The organism is Arthrobacter sp. 2MCAF15 (assembly GCF_052115605.1).
Lineage (GTDB): Bacteria > Actinomycetota > Actinomycetes > Actinomycetales > Micrococcaceae > Arthrobacter.
Genome location: NZ_JBFRGZ010000003.1, coordinates 361,441 through 377,255, shown reverse-complemented (window position 1 = coordinate 377,255; position 15,815 = coordinate 361,441). Strand labels below are relative to the sequence as shown.

Genomic DNA, 15,815 nt, shown 5'->3' with positions numbered 1-15,815 from the left:
ACAGGAGCCATTGGTGGATTCAAACGACGTCCAGGCAGACCTCAAACACGTTCTCTACACCAAGGAACAGATCCAGCAACGGATCACCGAACTCGCGGCGCAGATCGACAAGGACTACGAGGGACGCGACCTCCTGATCGTCGGCGTCCTCAAGGGCGCCGTCATGGTCATGGCAGACCTGGCCCGTGCACTGCACAGCCACGTTTCCATGGACTGGATGGCCGTCTCCTCGTACGGCTCCGGCACCCAGTCCTCCGGCGTGGTCCGCATCCTCAAGGACCTCGACACCGACCTCATGGGCAAGGACGTCCTGATCGTCGAGGACATCATCGACTCGGGCCTCACGCTCTCCTGGCTCAAGACGAACCTGGAATCCCGCGGCACCGCCTCAGTGGAAATCTGCACCGCTTTCCGCAAGCCGACGGCCGCCAAGGTCAAAATCGACGTCAAGTACGTCGGCTACGACATTCCCAACGAGTTCGTCGTAGGCTACGGCCTGGACTATGCCGAGAAGTACCGCAACCTGGACTTCGTCGGCACCCTGGCCCCGCACGTCTACGAGTAGACCGCTCACGCAGAGGCACCCGCGCCCGGAACCCGGGCGGGGCAACGCCCGGCTCAGCTACGCCCACAGGGAACTTTTGCCCTTCACCGTGCGTGAGTTAGTGCGACGGTGTATAGCTAGAACCTGACGCAGCACCACACGCGCGCAGAACGGTCGCCGTGCAGCACTACCAGGAGGGACGGGGCCAGCCCCCGAACAGATGAAAGCTAAGAGTTTCTTCAAGGGCCCCGGCATCTGGATTGTCGTCGTGGTGGCCATGCTCCTGCTGGCATTCGCCACTCTGGCGCCCGGCGGCGCGAGCCGGATCGACACTGACAAGGGCCTTGAACTGCTGAGCACTAGCGGCAAGGTTGATCAGGCCAAGATCTTCGACGCCGAGAACCGTGTGGACCTGGTCCTGAAGGACAACCTGCAGGTCGACGGGCAGGACAAGGGCAAGAACGTCCAGTTCTACTTCGTCAACGCCCGCGCCCAGGATGTTGTCAAGGCAGTCACGGACGCCAAACCGTCCGGCGGCTTCACCGACCAGCCGATCGAAAACAACTGGTTCTCCGGGCTGTTCTCCCTGCTGGTGCCGGTGCTGCTGCTCGGTGTCCTGTTCTGGTTCCTGCTCTCACGGATGCAGGGCGGCGGGTCCAAGGTCATGCAGTTCGGCAAGTCCAAGGCGAAGCTCGTCAACAAGGACATGCCCCAGGTGACCTTCAGCGATGTCGCCGGCTCCGATGAGGCCGTCGAGGAACTCGAGGAGATCAAGGAGTTCCTGCAGGAACCGGCCAAGTTCCAGGCAGTCGGCGCCAAGATCCCCAAGGGCGTGCTGCTCTACGGCCCTCCGGGCACCGGCAAGACCCTGCTGGCCCGCGCGGTCGCCGGCGAGGCCGGCGTACCCTTCTTCTCCATCTCCGGTTCCGACTTCGTGGAAATGTTCGTCGGTGTGGGCGCCTCCCGCGTCCGCGACCTCTTCGAGCAGGCGAAGTCCAACGCGCCGGCCATCATCTTCGTCGATGAGATCGACGCCGTCGGCCGGCACCGCGGCGCCGGAATCGGCGGCGGCAACGACGAGCGCGAGCAGACCCTGAACCAGCTGCTGGTTGAAATGGACGGCTTCGACGTCAAGACCAACGTCATCCTGATTGCCGCCACCAACCGCCCCGACGTCCTGGACCCCGCACTGCTGCGTCCGGGCCGCTTCGACCGGCAGATCTCGGTCGAGGCCCCCGACCTGATCGGCCGCGACCAGATCCTGCAGGTGCACGCCAAGGGCAAGCCGATGGCTGCCGGCGTCGACCTCAAGGCCGTTGCCAAGAAGACCCCCGGCTACACCGGCGCTGACCTGGCCAACGTCCTGAACGAGGCGGCGCTGCTGACCGCCCGCTCCAACGCGAACCTGATCGATGACCGTGCCCTCGACGAGGCGATCGACCGCGTCATGGCCGGCCCGCAGAAGCGCAGCAGGGTCATGAAGGAACACGAACGCAAGGTCACCGCGTACCACGAGGGCGGCCACGCGCTCGTCGCCGCGGCCCTGCGGAACTCCGCCCCGGTCACCAAGATCACCATCCTGCCCCGCGGCCGTGCCCTGGGCTACACCATGGTGGTCCCGGAAAACGACAAATACTCCGTCACCCGCAACGAGCTGCTCGACCAGATGGCCTACGCCATGGGCGGGCGCGTCGCCGAGGAACTCGTCTTCCACGACCCGTCCACGGGTGCGTCCAACGACATCGAGAAGGCCACCGGGATCGCCCGGAAGATGGTCACCGAGTTCGGCATGAGTGAAAGGGTCGGCTCGGTGCGGCTCGGCCAGGGCGGCGGCGAGCCGTTCCTGGGCCGCGACGCCGGCCACGAGCGCAACTACTCGGACCAGATCGCGTACATCGTCGACGAGGAAGTCCGCCGCCTGATCGACGGCGCGCATGACGAGGCCTACGCCATCCTGACCGAGAACCGCGACGTCCTGGACGAGCTGGCCCTGGAACTGTTGGAGCGCGAGACCCTGAACCAGGCCGAAATCGCCCAGGTCTTCACCAACATCCGCAAACGCGACTTCCGCGACGTCTGGCTTTCCAAGGAAACCCGCCCGGTCCAGGACGCAGGCCCGGTGGAGTCACGCCGCGAAAAGGCGGAACGTGAAGCGCAGGAGGAAGCCACCCATGCCCGGCTCGAAGAGCCCCTGGATGCCCAGCCGCCGCATGCGCAGGGTGTTGGCGGGCAGGAGTCCTTCCAGGGCGGTGCAACAGATATCGGGACTGATGGTCATCCCCGCTAGGCTTCTTCTGTGACTTCTAACTTCGACGATGACGTAACCGCCCCCGCTGCCGCCTCGGCGGGGGACGGGGAATCCCAGCATTCCAAGACCAAGGTGGATCGCCCCAGGATCGAAGCCGCCGTGCGGGAAATCCTGCTCGCAATCGGCGAGGACCCGGATCGCGGCGGGCTCCTGGACACTCCGAAGCGGGTGGCCAAGGCCTATGCGGAAATGTTTGCCGGCCTGCACCACGACCCCGCCGAGATCCTGGCCACCACGTTCGACCTTGACCACGAGGAACTCGTGCTGGTCAAGGACATCCCGTTCTACTCCACCTGCGAGCACCACCTGGTGCCGTTCCACGGGGTGGCGCATGTTGGCTACATCCCGTCCCACGACGGCAAGGTCACCGGCCTGAGCAAACTGGCCCGGCTGGTGGATATGTTCGCCAAGCGCCCGCAGGTCCAGGAACGCCTGACCACCCAGATCGTCGAGGCCCTCGTCAGCCACCTCAAACCGCGCGGCGCGATCGTCGTCGTCGAATGCGAGCACCTGTGCATGTCCATGCGGGGCATCCGCAAGCCCGGCGCCAAGACCGTCACCAGCGCAGTGCGCGGGCAACTGCACGACCCGGCCACCCGCGCCGAAGCCATGAGCCTCATACTCGGAAGGTAAGAACACAGACTATGGACTCCCTAGCCGCAGCCCCGGGGACCGGCCCCGCAACCTCGCCCCTGCCCATCCTGCGCAAACCGCGCCCGGCGGCGAAGTTCCAGGACCTGCCCACGGACCGGACACTCGTAATGGGAATCCTCAACGTCACCCCCGATTCCTTCAGCGACGGCGGAGACCACCCGACGCCGGACACTGCGATCGCGGCGGGGCTCCGGATGTTCTACGCCGGAGCGGACATCATCGACGTCGGCGGTGAATCCACCCGCCCCGGCGCTACGGCAGTGGGCGTCGAGGAGGAACAGCGCCGGGTCCTGCCGGTCATCGAAGCCCTGGTCAAGGCCGGCGCCCTGGTCAGCATCGACACTACCCACGCCGCCACCGCCGCCGCGGCCCTGAAAGCCGGCGCCGCGATCATCAACGACGTTTCGGGCCTGACCATGGAACCGGAAATGGCCGAACTGGCCGCCCGCACCAAGGCCCCCTACATCCTGACGCACCGCCGCGGCGATGCCAGCACCATGAACTCGCTGACCGACTACCGTGACGTCGCGCGGGAAGTCGTCACGGAACTCACCGGTGTCCGCGACAAGCTCTACGCCGCCGGCGTCGCGCCTGAGCAGATCATTGTGGACCCGGGCCTGGGCTTCGCGAAGAACGACGCCCAGAACTGGGAGCTGCTGCAGCATCTGGATGTCCTGCAGGCCATGGGCCACAGGGTCCTGGTCGCCGGCTCCCGCAAACGGTTCCTCGGCAGCCTCCTGACAGTGGCCGGCAAGGCCGCGCAGCCGGTTGAACGCGACGCCGCCACAGCCGCCGTGACCGCTATCAGCGCCTTCCGCGGCGCCTGGGCCGTGCGCGTGCACGACGTCGGCCCCAGCCTGGACGCCGTCAAGGTCGCCGCACGCATGGTTCCGGCGGCGGCAGCGGCCGGCTCCGCCGGCGCCGGCACCAACTGATCCGGCCGGCACCATGGACCAGATCACGCTGAGCGGCGTCACCGCCGTCGGCTATCACGGGGTGTTCGACTTCGAGCGTCGCGACGGCCAGCCGTTTGTGGTTGACGCCGTGCTGCACCTGGACTTCAGCAAGGCCGCCGCTTCCGACGACGTACTGGACACCGCGCATTACGGCGAAGTGGCCGACTGCATCAAGGACTGGATCACAGGCGAACCGCTGAACCTGATCGAGGCCCTCGCGGTGCGGATTGCCGAGGACGTGCTGCAGAAATTCCCCGTGGCCGCCGTGGACATCACCGTGCACAAGCCCAAGGCCCCCATCGAGGTGGACTTCGGTGACGTTTCCGTCAGCGTGCACCGGAGGCGGCCGTGATCCCGCCCTACACCCGCGCCGTGATCGCGCTCGGCAGCAACCTGGGGGAGCGCAGCGACACCCTGTCCGCCGCCGTCGCGGACCTCGTCGACCCGCCGGAAGTGCGCCTGCTGGCCATCTCCCCGATCGTCCAGACGAAGGCTGTTGGCGGCCCTCCGGGCCAGCCTGACTTCCTGAACATGGTCATCGCCGTCGAGACGACCCTGCCGCCGCGCGAACTGCTGCAGCACTGCCACGCCGTGGAACAGAAGCATCTGCGCGTGCGCGAAGTCCGGTGGGGCCCGCGGACCCTGGACGTGGACATCATCACCTACGGGGACGTGGTCAGCTCCGACCCCGAGCTCACCCTGCCCCACCCCCGGGCCGCCGAACGGGCTTTCGTGCTCTATCCGTGGTCGCTGATCGATCCCGCGGCGGAGCTCAACGGCGAACGCGTCGGCGAACTTGCGGTCAATGCCGCCGATTTCGCCGACATTGCGACGTTTGACGGCTTCCAGAACCGTGCAGCGGAGGCCACATCCCCCGGGAGCACCGGAGCCTCCGGCGCAGTGGAGCGGCCGTGAAACTGACCAGCCCCCTGCTCCTGCTGGCCATTGGTGTGGTTGTGGCGATAGCCGGCTGGCTCACCACCGTCCTGACTGGCCGCTATTCGCTGGCCACCCCCGTGCTGCCCCTGACCGGGCTGGTGACCATGGGCGTGATCGTGGTGCTGACCCTGGTGCTGGGGATCCGGGTGCTCCGGTGGCGCAATGGCAAGAAGAAGAAAATCCTCAACCCGATCCTGGCTGCGTGGACCCTGGTCCTCGCCCAGGCCTGCGCCTACACGGGCACGGTCCTGCTGGGTTGGCACGCGGGAATCTTCGTGGAACAGCTGAGGCTGTGGAACCTGCGCAGCAACCAGGATCTTACCTGGCAGGCCCTCGCCATGGCCGGCGGCGGGCTGATCATGGTGATCGTGGGCCTCGTCGTCGAGCGGTTCTGCCGGATTCCACCGGAGGACGGCGACGCCGATTCCGGTCACGGCGCGCAGGGAAAGCGCAACAAGCCCTCGGCGGAAGGCGAATATGCCTACCGAAGCGATTGATCCTCCGGGCATCGACTGGCTCAGGGTGTCACCGAAGTACGTCACCGTGCGCCTCGTGGGTTGGGGGCTGGGAAACCTGGTCGCCGTTGCCGTGTTCTCAATTCCCCTGATCCTGGTGCTGGCCGGGGTCTGGACCTGGCCTCCGCTCTGGCTGGCCGCCGCCATCCCCGCCGTCTGGCTGGTCCTGGCGCTGTGGCGGCTGGTGCTGATTCCGCGGCAGGTCCGCTCGATCGGCTACGCCGAGCGGGTGGACGACCTCCTGATCCGGCGCGGCATCTTCTTCCAGCGCACCCTCGTGGTGCCCTACGGGCGGATGCAGTATGTGGACATCGCCGTGGGACCGGTCGAGCGTCCGCTGGGCCTGTGCACCCTGAAGCTTCACACGGCATCCGCCGGAACCAACGCCGAGATCCCCGGATTGCCCGCCAGCGAAGGAGCCCGGCTCCGCGAACAGCTGTCTGCCCGCGGCGAAGCCCGGCTGGCCGGGCTGTGAGGGGAAGGCCATGACGGGATGGCGCTGACACCGCAGGGTCCCGGAAGCGCCGCTGGCGCCGGTGCCGGCGGGGCGGGGGGAGCCGGCGGGGCCGGTAGCGAAGGAACCGGCGACGCCGGCTGGTTGCGCGTGCACCCGGCATCGCCCTTTGTCCGGGGCTGGGTGGCGCTGGCCGCGCTGTTGTTCTTTTTTGGCCGCGACAGCTTCGAACGGCTCCTCCAGGGCGGCCCGGTCTTTGACGAGCGGTTCACCGGACGGGCGCCATGGCTGCTGCTCGGCGGCGGCATCCTGCTGCTCCTGACCGTTCTCGGCTACGTCCTGAGCTGGTACTTCACCCGCTACCAGGTGGCGGGCGGCTACGTGCGCGTCAACACCGGATTCCTGTTCAGGCAGCAGCGGCAGGCCCGGCTGGACCGGGTGCAGGCAATCGACGTCGTGCAGCCCTTCCTGGCGCGGATCTTCGGGCTGGCGGAGCTGAGGTTCGAAGTCGCCGACGCCGGTGAATCCGCGGTGCGCCTCTCCTACCTGCGCGCGGACGAGGCCCGGCAGCTCCGGGCGACAATCCTGGCCCGCGCTGCCGGCTTTGCGCCGGAGCCGGGGCAGCCGGAGGCATCGGCCGTCGAGGCCCCGGAACAAGCAGTGCTGACCGTGCCGCCGCCCCGGCTGGTGGGCTCGTTGCTGCTGAGCGAACAAAGCGTCGCGATCGTAGCCGGCGGCATTGCTTCCGTGCTGCTCTCGACCTTCACCGAACACAAGAACTTCACGGTCTTCCTGATCCCCGCCCTGATCGGACTCGTCGCCTCCTACTGGTCCTCGTTCAACAAGGGCTACAACTTCACGGCCGCCGTATCGCCTGACGGCATCAGGCTGCGCTACGGCCTGTTGGACACGCAGGCGCAGACCGTGCCGCCGGGCAGGATCCAGGCGCTTAAGGTCAGCCAGCCGCCGCTGTGGCGGACGCTTGGCTGGTACCGGGTCCAGGTCAACGTGGCCGGCTACGGACTGGCCGTGAACAGCGGCGAAGGATCGGCCCGGACCACGCTGCTTCCGGTGGGCTCCCTCACCGACGTCCTGAACATCCTGGCCCTGGTGCTCCCGGATCCCGGTACCCGGGATCCGGTGGGGGTATTCACGGCGGGAATCACCGGCATTGCCGCTGCCGCCGGAACCCCGGAAACCGGAACCCCGGAAGCCGGCGTCCCGGAAGCCGGCGCCCCGGGAACAGGAACCCCGCAGCAGACCGACGGCGGGTTCGTCACCACGCCGCGCCGCGCCCGATACCTGGCGCCGCTGGGCTGGCGGCGCAACGGCTTCACCGCAACGGACACCGCCCTGCTCCTGAGATCGGGCCGGTGGTGGCGGAACTTCGTGGTGGTACCGCACCAGCGCACCCAGTCCATGGCGCTCCAGCAAGGGCCGCTCGCCCGGAGGTTCCGGGTGGCGGACCTGGTCCTGCACACCACGGCAGGTCCGGTGGTCCCGCGGCTCATCCAGGCCGGCCTCGACGAGGCCCGGGCTCTGCTGGATGCCCAGTCCGCCCGGGCCCGTGCCGCGCGCATGCTCCAGCGGAGCGAGCACTGGATGGAGCCGGCAGCCCAACCGGCACCGCCACCCACAGACCACCCCCAGGAAGGCCCGCATCATGGCTAAACCAGGACGCCTCGGCGTCGGAATCATTGGCGCAGGGAAGGTCGGTGCCGTCCTCGGGGCGGCGCTGCGCGGAGCCGAGCACGCCGTCATAGGCGCGTCCGCCGTGTCCGACGCCAGCCGCGAACGCGCCGAAACGCTCCTGCCGGGTGTTCCCATCCTGGACGTGCAGGACATCGTGGAGCGCGCCGAGCTCGTCCTGCTGGCCGTCCCGGACGATGCCCTCGGCCCCCTCGTGGACGGCTTGGCCAAGCTCGGCGCCTGGCAGCCCGGCCAGCTGGTGGCGCACACCTCCGGACGCTTCGGCGTCGGGATCCTGCACCCCGTCCGTGCCGCCGGCGCCGTGCCGCTCGCGCTGCACCCGGCCATGACGTTCACGGGCATGAGCCTGGACCTCACGAGGCTCCTGGACTGCACTTTTGGCGTTACGGCCGACGCCGCGATGCTGCCGATCGCGCAGGCGCTCGTCGTCGAAATGGGCGCGGAGCCCGTAGCGATCGCAGAGGCCGACCGCGTCCTGTACCACGCCGCCCTCGCGCACGGTTCAAACCACATGGTCACGCTCGTGGCGCAGGCCTCGCAGCTGCTCCGCGACGTTGGCGTCGAGGCCCCGGACCGGATGCTGGGCCCGCTCCTGCGAGCCACGCTCGAGAACGCCCTCGCGTCCGGCGAGTCGGCCCTGACCGGCCCCGTAGCCCGCGGCGACGCCGGCACCGTTGCCGCGCACGCCGGCGCCCTGCGCGAGTACGACGGCGGCGCGGCCGGCGATATTCTTGAGGCGTACCTGGCCATGGCCCGGGCTACGGCCCGCCGGGCAGGAAGCCGCGGGCTCCTGAAACAGGAACAACTCGACGGCATCGAACAGGCGCTCGGCGGGCCCGGCCAGAACGGGACGCACGCCCCGGAAGGACCCTGACATGGCAATCCAACTCGTCACCACCGCTGCCCAGCTCCGCGCCGCCAGCGCCCGGCTGCTGGCGCAGAATGGCGGCACGTCCCAGGGACTCGTGCCCACCATGGGCGCGCTGCACGAGGGTCATGCCCAGCTGGCCCGGACCGCCGTCGCTCAAAACGACGTCGTGGTGGCCAGCATCTTCGTCAACCCCCTGCAGTTTGGCGAGGCCGCGGATCTGGAACGCTACCCCCGGACATTGGATGCCGACCTCGCGCTGCTCGACGCTGAGGGCGTGGACCTGGCGTTCGCTCCAAGTGTTGAGGAGGTCTACCCCGGCGGGGCACCGCTCGTGCGGATCACGGCAGGACCCCTGGGCGACAAGTGGGAGGGCGCCTCCCGGCCCGGACACTTCGACGGCGCCCTGACCGTCGTCGCGAAACTGCTCCACTACGGAATCCCGGGGGCAGGGCTGCCGGGCGGTGGCCAGCCGGCGTACCGCGCCTACTTCGGCCAGAAAGACGCGCAGCAGCTGGCGCTGGTCCAGCGCATGGTGGCGGACCTGAATTTCCCTGTGGAGATCGTGCCCGTTCCCATCGTCCGCTCGGCCGACGGCCTGGCCCTGTCCAGCCGCAACCGTTTCCTGTCCGGGGACCAGCGTGAGGCCGCCCTGGTGCTCTCCCGTGCGCTGCGGCTCATCGAGGAGCGCGCCAACGCCCACGAGCCCCTGGACGTTGAATCCGCGCAGGCCCTGGTCCGCTCCCAGCCGCTCGTGGAACTGGACTATTTCGAGGTGGTGGATCCGAGCACCCTGGAGCCCCTCGCGGAAAACTGCAGGGACACCCCGTTCCGCGGCGAAGGGCTGGCGATCATCGCCGCCAAGGTAGGACCCGTCCGGCTCCTCGACAACGCGCCCCTGCACTCCTGACCCAGAGCTCCAACTAATAGCAACGCGGGGACACTTCGCGCCCATGGTGGGGCCCTCCATGGGCCGTGTCGGACCCCGCGTTGTTTTTTCGGTGACGGGAATGCGTCCGGGGCTTAGACTGTTGGAATCTGCAGCAGCGCCGACGCTCGCCGGACCCACACCAAGCTCCCCGAGGGAACACCCATGTCAACAGACGTCTCTTCCAACGCCTCTGGCGACCCCACAACGGGCGCTGCCCCCGTCATTCCCGCACCGACCGCGCTGGCTGCACCAACCGCGCCGGCCAAGATGTCCCGGGAGTCCGTGACCATCATCGTCACGCTGCTGGTGGCCACGTTCGTCGTGATCCTCAACGAGACCATCATGAACGTCGCCCTGCAGCGGCTGATGGTGGACCTGAACATCGACGCGCCCACCGTGCAGTGGCTGTCCACGGGCTTCATGCTCACCATGGCGGTGGTGATTCCGACCACCGGGTTCATCCTGCAGCGCCTTTCCACCCGTGCGGTGTTCATGCTGGCCATGGGGCTGTTCTCCGGCGGCACGCTGCTGGCCGCCGTCGCGCCCGGCTTCGGAGTCCTGCTGCTGGCCCGCATCGTCCAGGCCGGCGGCACGGCCATCATGCTGCCGCTCCTGATGACCACCATCCTCACGCTCGTCCCGATTGAACGCCGCGGGGCCGTCATGGGCAACGTCAGCATCGCCATTTCGGTTGCCCCCGCACTGGGCCCCACTGTCTCGGGCCTGATCCTCCAGCACTTTTCCTGGCGGTTCATGTTCGTTTTCGTTCTGCCGATCGCCCTCGTCGCGCTGGCCATCGGGGCCAAGTACCTGACCAACATCGGCGAAACCGAGAAAACCCGGCTCGACGCCCTCTCAGCGCTGCTCACGGTCCCCGCGTTTGGCGGCCTCGTGTACGGCCTGAGCCAGATCGGCGGGGGACAGGCCGGCTCCCGCACCCCTGCCGTGCTGGCACTTGCCATCGGCGTGGCAGCGTTGGCGGCGTTCGTGCTGCGCCAGCTGAAACTGCAGAAGGTCGATGCCCCGCTGCTGGACCTGCGCGCCTTCAAATTCCGGATGTTCACGGTATCCGTACTGCTGCTTGTCGTGGCGATGATTGCCTTGTTCGGCGCGGTGATCCTGCTGCCGCTGTACCTGCAGGAGATCCGCGGCCTGAAGTCACTCGAGACTGGCCTGGTGCTGCTCCCGGGCGGCCTCGCCATGGGCCTGCTGGGGCCATTCATCGGCCGCGTTTTCGACAAGGTGGGGCCGCTGCCGCTGACGGTGACGGGCTCGGTCATGATGGTGCTGTCCCTCTGGCAGTTCTCCATGCTGGACGCCGCCTCACCGGTGGGCTGGATCATTGCCTTGCACGTGACACTGAGCCTGGGCCTGGCATTGCTGTTCACCCCGGCCTTCACCACCGGCCTGAACCCGCTGCCGCCTCACCTGTACTCGCACGGCTCGGCCATCATGAGCACCCTGCAGCAGGTGGCCGGCGCGGCCGGGACTGCGCTCCTGGTCTCGATCTACGCATTCGTGGCAGAGTCTTCGGGAATGGTTGCGGGTATGCACGCCGCTTTCCTGACGGCTGCCGTCATAGCCCTCGCCGCCGTCGCGCTGTCCGCCATGATGCGTAAGACCGCAGGCGTGGCCCAGCCCGCCCACTAGGCCCCATGCAACGACCAACGCGGAGTCCCTTAGCGCCCATTCCGGACGTCCGGAATGGGCGCTAAGGGACCCGCGTTGCTTGGGTCAGCCCGCGTAGAAGGCGCTGAGCTCGGAGATGAGCTTGTCCGGCGCCTTGTTGACGCCGTCGTGGCCCATGCCCGGCAGGATGGTGTAGCTGGAGCCTGAGAGGACGTCGTGGATCTGGGCGCAGGCCACGCCGAAGTAGGCCGGGCTCTTCTCGCCCACGATGATCAGCGTCTCCAGCGGCAGTTCCAGGAACGGCTCGGCCGGCATGTCTGCGGCGATGATCGCCTTGATCTCCCGGACACCGGTCTGCATGAGGTCCCGCAGCTGCTTGCCCATCGGGGTGGCCGCGGAAAGCTTGTTCGCCAGCGTCAGCATGGACAGCGGCATCCGGGACAGGGCACTGCCGGTCTCCAGGCCTCTGAGCAGCACGGCGAGGGCGCGGTCGTCGTCGCCGGCGGCAGTGGCCCGCTCATATTCGGGTGTCCAGTCCGCCGTGACGCTGTGGTTGACGGAGACCGCGGGGTCGTACACGGCGAGCCGTTCCACCGGCAGGGTGCGGGCCGCGTGCAGGGCCACCGCCCCGCCGAAGCTGTGGCCAAAGACGTCCGTGCTGTTCGTTTTCTTCATGACCGCGTCGAGGTCGTGGATATCCACGTCCAGGGTGTAATCCTCCGGCTGCGGGGAGGACGAGCCGCGGCCGCGCCGGTTGAAGGTGTGCACCGGCCGGCCCAGCGATGCACTGAGTTTCTGCGCGAAACGCGTGTAGTCGGCGGCTGTCACCATCGAGGCCGGCACGACGACGATGCCCGAACCCGCCGAGGCGAGCTCGGCGCCCGTGCTGAAAAGCTCGATGGTTCCGCCGTCGGGGGTATTGATGTTCTCGCGGGTCATGCTCCGAGCCTAGCCGAGCCCACGCCGCGGTGCAGTAAGTGCCAGTTCACACGGCAGTTTACGAGCGGGTTCAGAATGCGGGTGCGTCGTACGCAGTACGCCGCAGGCCGAAAGCCCGCGGGAACGCGGGGAGCGGGCGCTAGCTGCCCAGCCGGCCGCCGGAGACCTCGAGGTAGCAGGCGCCGCAGAGCGACTCGTACCAGACGTCCTGGCCATCGATAGCGACCTGGTTTCCGTCGAAGACCACCTGGTCCCCGATCCGGCGGGTGTTGAAGATGGCCTTCCGCCCGCAACGGCAGATGGTCTTGAGCTCTTCGAGGGTGTGCGCAATCTCCAGGAGCCGGAGGGAACCGGGGAAGGCGCGGGTCCGGAAGTCTGTGCGGATGCCGTAAGCGAGGACGGGGACGTTGTCCAGGACCGCTATACGGAAGAGATCGTCCACCTGCGCCGGTTCCAGGAACTGGGCTTCGTCAACCAGCAGGGAAGCCACCGGCGCGGTGTCCACGTGCTGGAGCAGGGCGTCCGGATCATCCCCATGGGCCTGGGCGGTGAAAAGCCCGCGGGCCGACGCGCCGGCGGGGATCAGGAAGTCCACAGAACGGGTCATGCCCAGGCGGGACACGACGTCGGCGTCGCCTTTGGTGTCGACGTCCGGCTTGGCCAGCAGAACCCGCTGTCCGCGTTCCTCATAGTTGAACGCCGCCTGCAGCAGCCCCGTAGATTTGCCGGAGTTCATGGCGCCGTAACGGAAATAGAGCTTGGCCAAGGGGGTCCTTTCGAAAGGGTCGCCCCCGATTCTAGCGGTCGGACGCTTAGCCGCCGTCAGCGGCCGTGCCCGGTTCCGGGGACGGGGCAGCCGCCCCGCCGAGGAGGAACCGTGCCACGCGGAGGGCCAGCCGGTTGCCCGGCCGGATGGGTCCTTCGTGGAGCTGCCCCGGAACCACGGCGAAGCTGAGCGCGGGAACGGCGTCGGCAAGCTGGCGGCCCGTCCCGGCGAAGTAGGCAGGGCTCCAGCCGCCGCTGAGCATGAGAGTCGGGGCGGTGATGGCGGCAAAATCGGCGATTTCGGCGTCGGCGTCCAGTACGGCCCGCATCTCGGCAACAGCCGTGGGCAGCAGTTCGCGCATTTCCGCCCCCAGATTGGTGCGGGCAGAGAGGATGCTCAGCATGCGCAGCGCGCCCAGGGGCAGCCGGGACACCGGCCCCGCCGTCCCCAGGCCCTGCACCAAATGGGCCCAGGCGTCGTCGAGCTTGCCCGCGGCCACGGACCGCTCAAGCTCGGGCCGCCAGCGCCGGTTGAGGTTCCCGGAGAGGCTGACGGCCGCGTCGTAGGTCACCATCCGCCGGATCGGCACGCTCCGGGCCGCCTGCAGGGCCACAAACCCGCCGTAGCTGTGGGCCACGACGTCGCTGGCGCCGGTCTCACGGAGCACGGTGGCCAGGTCGGCCACCTCGGTGGCGGCAGAATAGCCGGCGGGCTGGGGCGAGGAACCCGCGCGCCCACGCCGGTTGTAGCAGTGCACCGGCTGGCCCAGCAGCCGGCCGAGTTTGCTGGCAAAGGGCCGGTAGAGCGTATCGGTCACCAGGGTTCCGTGCACGACGACGACGCCGGATCCGTCGCCGCGCGGTTTTGGGACCCGTTTTGGGCCCTGCTCCGCCGGACGGATGGTGTGCAACTCGAGGTGCCCCTCGCCGTCGTCGGTCCGCACAGTCCACGTCTCCACAGCCCCGAGTCTATTCCCGCGGCCCGTCCGCCCTGCTGCCGCCCGGGCAGAACCGGGCCGCGACCTGAACGGGACCTGACCGAGCGCAAATCGACGGTAAACTTGGGGATTGTGACTTCCCAAAACACCCCCGCCCCGACCAACGCCGCCGAGCCGCACGATGCCCCCGAGCAGACCCGCATCCGCATGGAGAAGCGCGCCAAGCTGATCGAACGCGGCGTCGAGGCATATCCGGTGGGTGTCGAGCGGACCCACTCACTCACGGAAATCCGTGAGAAATACGCCCACCTGCAGGCCGACGAAACCACCGGCGACACCGTCGGCGTGACCGGCCGCATCGTCTTCATCCGCAACACCGGCAAGCTCTGCTTCGCCACCCTCCAGGAGGGCGGTGTGGACGGCAAGGCCGTGCGGCTTCAGGTCATGCTGAGCCTGGCGAATATCGGCGAAGAGGCGCTCGCGGAGTGGAAGTCCCTCGTGGACCTCGGCGACCACGTCTTCATCAAGGGCGAGGTCATTTCCTCACGCCGCGGCGAGCTGTCCGTCATGGCGGACTCCTGGACCATGGCGTCCAAGGCGCTGCGCCCGCTGCCCGTTCTGCACGCCGGGCTGAACGAGGAAACCCGTGTCCGCCAGCGCTACGTGGACCTCATTGTCCGCGACGAAGCCCGCGAAATGGTCTACACCCGCGCCGCGATCACCCGGTCCATCCGCGAAACCCTGCACCGCCAGGGCTACGTGGAGGTCGAGACCCCCATGCTGCAGCTGGTTCACGGCGGCGCCACGGCCCGCCCCTTCGAGACGCACATGAATGCTTTCGACCAGAAAATGACGCTGCGGATCGCGACCGAGCTGTACCTCAAGCGCACGGTGGTCGGCGGGATCGACCGGGTCTACGACATGGGCCGGGTCTTCCGCAACGAAGGCGTGGACTCCACGCACAGCCCCGAATTCACCACCCTGGAGTCCTACGAGGCGTGGGCGGACCAGTTCGTCATGGCGGACCGGATCAAGGAGATCATCCTCGACGCCGCCGACGCCGCCGGGGTGGGCCGCGTGCTGCAGACCGAAGCCGGGGAGATCAACCTCGACGGCGACTGGGCCTGGCTGGCCGTCTACCCGGGCCTGTCCGACTTCGTGGGCCAGGAAGTGACTCCCGATACCCCGGTTGCCGAGTTGCTGGAACTGGCGGCCAAGCACGAGGTCAAGGTCGACGCCGGCTGGGACGCCGAGAAGCTCGTCGTCGAGCTCTTCGGCGAACTGGTGGAGCCCACGCTGCTCAACCCCACGTTCGTCTACGACTACCCGCCCTCTGCCCAGCCGCTGGCCCGCCAGCACCGCGAGGACGGCCGCCTGATCGAGGCCTGGGACCTCATCATCGGCGGCATGGAGCGCGGCACCGCGTTCTCCGAACTGATCGACCCGGTGATCCAGCGCGAACGCCTCACCGAGCAGTCCCGCCGCTCGGCCGCCGGTGACGTGGAGGCGATGCAGCTGGACGAAGACTTCCTCCGTGCGCTCGAGTACGGCGCGCCGCCCATGGGCGGGATCGGCCTTGGCATCGACCGCCTCGTCATGCTCTTCACCGGCGCGGGCATCCGCGAAACGATCCTCTTCCCACTGTTGAAGCCCGAAGGACACTGA

16 protein-coding genes are annotated in these 15,815 nt (G+C 68.1%); 13 read left to right on the top strand and 3 right to left on the bottom strand.

Features of this window, described 5'->3' with window-relative positions; translation table 11 throughout:
• Nucleotides 1-13 precede the first annotated feature (13 nt).
• The 12 genes from hpt (at nucleotide 14) to AB4089_RS05345 (ending at nucleotide 11,529) form a co-directional block, all read left to right on the top strand.
• On the top strand, nucleotides 14-565 hold the full coding sequence (hpt, locus tag AB4089_RS05400) for a hypoxanthine phosphoribosyltransferase (protein WP_091255514.1): 552 nt from the start codon (nucleotides 14-16) through the stop codon (nucleotides 563-565).
• Nucleotides 566-764: 199 nt separating this feature from the next.
• On the top strand, nucleotides 765-2,831 hold the full coding sequence (gene ftsH / locus AB4089_RS05395; RefSeq protein WP_441408255.1) for an ATP-dependent zinc metalloprotease FtsH: 2,067 nt from the start codon (nucleotides 765-767) through the stop codon (nucleotides 2,829-2,831).
• Between the two features lie 9 nt (nucleotides 2,832-2,840).
• Nucleotides 2,841-3,485, top strand: a complete 645-nt coding sequence (folE, locus tag AB4089_RS05390) for a GTP cyclohydrolase I FolE (protein ID WP_441408254.1) — start codon at nucleotides 2,841-2,843, stop codon at nucleotides 3,483-3,485.
• 11 nt (nucleotides 3,486-3,496) lie between these two features.
• Nucleotides 3,497-4,441 (top strand): dihydropteroate synthase, encoded by a 945-nt coding sequence (folP, locus tag AB4089_RS05385; RefSeq protein ID WP_441408253.1) that lies wholly within the window; start codon nucleotides 3,497-3,499, stop codon nucleotides 4,439-4,441.
• 13 nt (nucleotides 4,442-4,454) lie between these two features.
• Nucleotides 4,455-4,814: a dihydroneopterin aldolase gene (gene folB / locus AB4089_RS05380; RefSeq protein WP_441408252.1), complete on the top strand. Its 360-nt coding sequence runs from the start codon at nucleotides 4,455-4,457 to the stop codon at nucleotides 4,812-4,814.
• The gene (folK, locus tag AB4089_RS05375; protein WP_441408251.1) at nucleotides 4,811-5,377 is read left to right on the top strand and encodes a 2-amino-4-hydroxy-6-hydroxymethyldihydropteridine diphosphokinase; all 567 of its coding nucleotides are present in this window, start codon (nucleotides 4,811-4,813) and stop codon (nucleotides 5,375-5,377) included. The genes folB and folK overlap by 4 nt, the downstream gene beginning before the upstream one ends.
• On the top strand, nucleotides 5,374-5,898 hold the full coding sequence (locus tag AB4089_RS05370) for a DUF3180 domain-containing protein (RefSeq protein ID WP_441408250.1): 525 nt from the start codon (nucleotides 5,374-5,376) through the stop codon (nucleotides 5,896-5,898). Before folK ends, AB4089_RS05370 begins: the two co-directional genes overlap by 4 nt.
• Entirely contained in the window at nucleotides 5,879-6,391 is a 513-nt protein-coding gene (locus AB4089_RS05365) for a PH domain-containing protein (protein ID WP_441408249.1), read from the top strand. The genes AB4089_RS05370 and AB4089_RS05365 overlap by 20 nt, the downstream gene beginning before the upstream one ends.
• Before the next feature lie 18 nt (nucleotides 6,392-6,409).
• Nucleotides 6,410-8,041: a PH domain-containing protein gene (locus AB4089_RS05360; protein ID WP_441408248.1), complete on the top strand. Its 1,632-nt coding sequence runs from the start codon at nucleotides 6,410-6,412 to the stop codon at nucleotides 8,039-8,041.
• On the top strand, nucleotides 8,034-8,954 hold the full coding sequence (locus tag AB4089_RS05355; protein WP_441408247.1) for a Rossmann-like and DUF2520 domain-containing protein: 921 nt from the start codon (nucleotides 8,034-8,036) through the stop codon (nucleotides 8,952-8,954). Before AB4089_RS05360 ends, AB4089_RS05355 begins: the two co-directional genes overlap by 8 nt.
• Before the next feature lies 1 nt (nucleotide 8,955).
• The gene (panC, locus tag AB4089_RS05350) at nucleotides 8,956-9,858 is read left to right on the top strand and encodes a pantoate--beta-alanine ligase (protein ID WP_441408246.1); all 903 of its coding nucleotides are present in this window, start codon (nucleotides 8,956-8,958) and stop codon (nucleotides 9,856-9,858) included.
• Between the two features lie 183 nt (nucleotides 9,859-10,041).
• On the top strand, nucleotides 10,042-11,529 hold the full coding sequence (locus AB4089_RS05345; protein WP_441408245.1) for a DHA2 family efflux MFS transporter permease subunit: 1,488 nt from the start codon (nucleotides 10,042-10,044) through the stop codon (nucleotides 11,527-11,529).
• Between the two features lie 84 nt (nucleotides 11,530-11,613).
• Here AB4089_RS05345 and AB4089_RS05340 read toward each other — a convergent pair whose 3' ends face one another.
• From AB4089_RS05340 to AB4089_RS05330, 3 genes are all read right to left on the bottom strand, one after another.
• Nucleotides 11,614-12,447: an alpha/beta fold hydrolase gene (locus AB4089_RS05340; RefSeq protein WP_441408244.1), complete on the bottom strand. Its 834-nt coding sequence runs from the start codon at nucleotides 12,445-12,447 to the stop codon at nucleotides 11,614-11,616.
• 139 nt (nucleotides 12,448-12,586) lie between these two features.
• Complete coding sequence (locus tag AB4089_RS05335) at nucleotides 12,587-13,213, bottom strand: thymidine kinase (protein ID WP_441408243.1); 627 nt, start codon at nucleotides 13,211-13,213, stop codon at nucleotides 12,587-12,589.
• A 46-nt stretch (nucleotides 13,214-13,259) separates the two neighbouring features.
• Nucleotides 13,260-14,171: an alpha/beta fold hydrolase gene (locus AB4089_RS05330; RefSeq protein WP_441408242.1), complete on the bottom strand. Its 912-nt coding sequence runs from the start codon at nucleotides 14,169-14,171 to the stop codon at nucleotides 13,260-13,262.
• 111 nt (nucleotides 14,172-14,282) lie between these two features.
• Here AB4089_RS05330 and lysS point away from each other — a divergent pair, with 111 nt between their 5' ends.
• On the top strand, nucleotides 14,283-15,815 hold the full coding sequence (gene lysS / locus AB4089_RS05325; RefSeq protein ID WP_441408241.1) for a lysine--tRNA ligase: 1,533 nt from the start codon (nucleotides 14,283-14,285) through the stop codon (nucleotides 15,813-15,815).

Coding starts and splice junctions, on each gene's coding strand:
- ftsH (WP_441408255.1), top strand. CDS start 765: ATGAAAGCTAAGAGTTTCTTCAAGGGCCCCGGCATCTGGATTGTCGTC.
- folP (WP_441408253.1), top strand. CDS start 3,497: ATGGACTCCCTAGCCGCAGCCCCGGGGACCGGCCCCGCAACCTCGCCC.
- folB (WP_441408252.1), top strand. CDS start 4,455: ATGGACCAGATCACGCTGAGCGGCGTCACCGCCGTCGGCTATCACGGG.
- AB4089_RS05365 (WP_441408249.1), top strand. CDS start 5,879: ATGCCTACCGAAGCGATTGATCCTCCGGGCATCGACTGGCTCAGGGTG.
- AB4089_RS05360 (WP_441408248.1), top strand. CDS start 6,410: ATGGCGCTGACACCGCAGGGTCCCGGAAGCGCCGCTGGCGCCGGTGCC.
- AB4089_RS05355 (WP_441408247.1), top strand. CDS start 8,034: ATGGCTAAACCAGGACGCCTCGGCGTCGGAATCATTGGCGCAGGGAAG.
- panC (WP_441408246.1), top strand. CDS start 8,956: ATGGCAATCCAACTCGTCACCACCGCTGCCCAGCTCCGCGCCGCCAGC.
- AB4089_RS05345 (WP_441408245.1), top strand. CDS start 10,042: ATGTCAACAGACGTCTCTTCCAACGCCTCTGGCGACCCCACAACGGGC.
- AB4089_RS05340 (WP_441408244.1), bottom strand. CDS start 12,447: ATGACCCGCGAGAACATCAATACCCCCGACGGCGGAACCATCGAGCTT.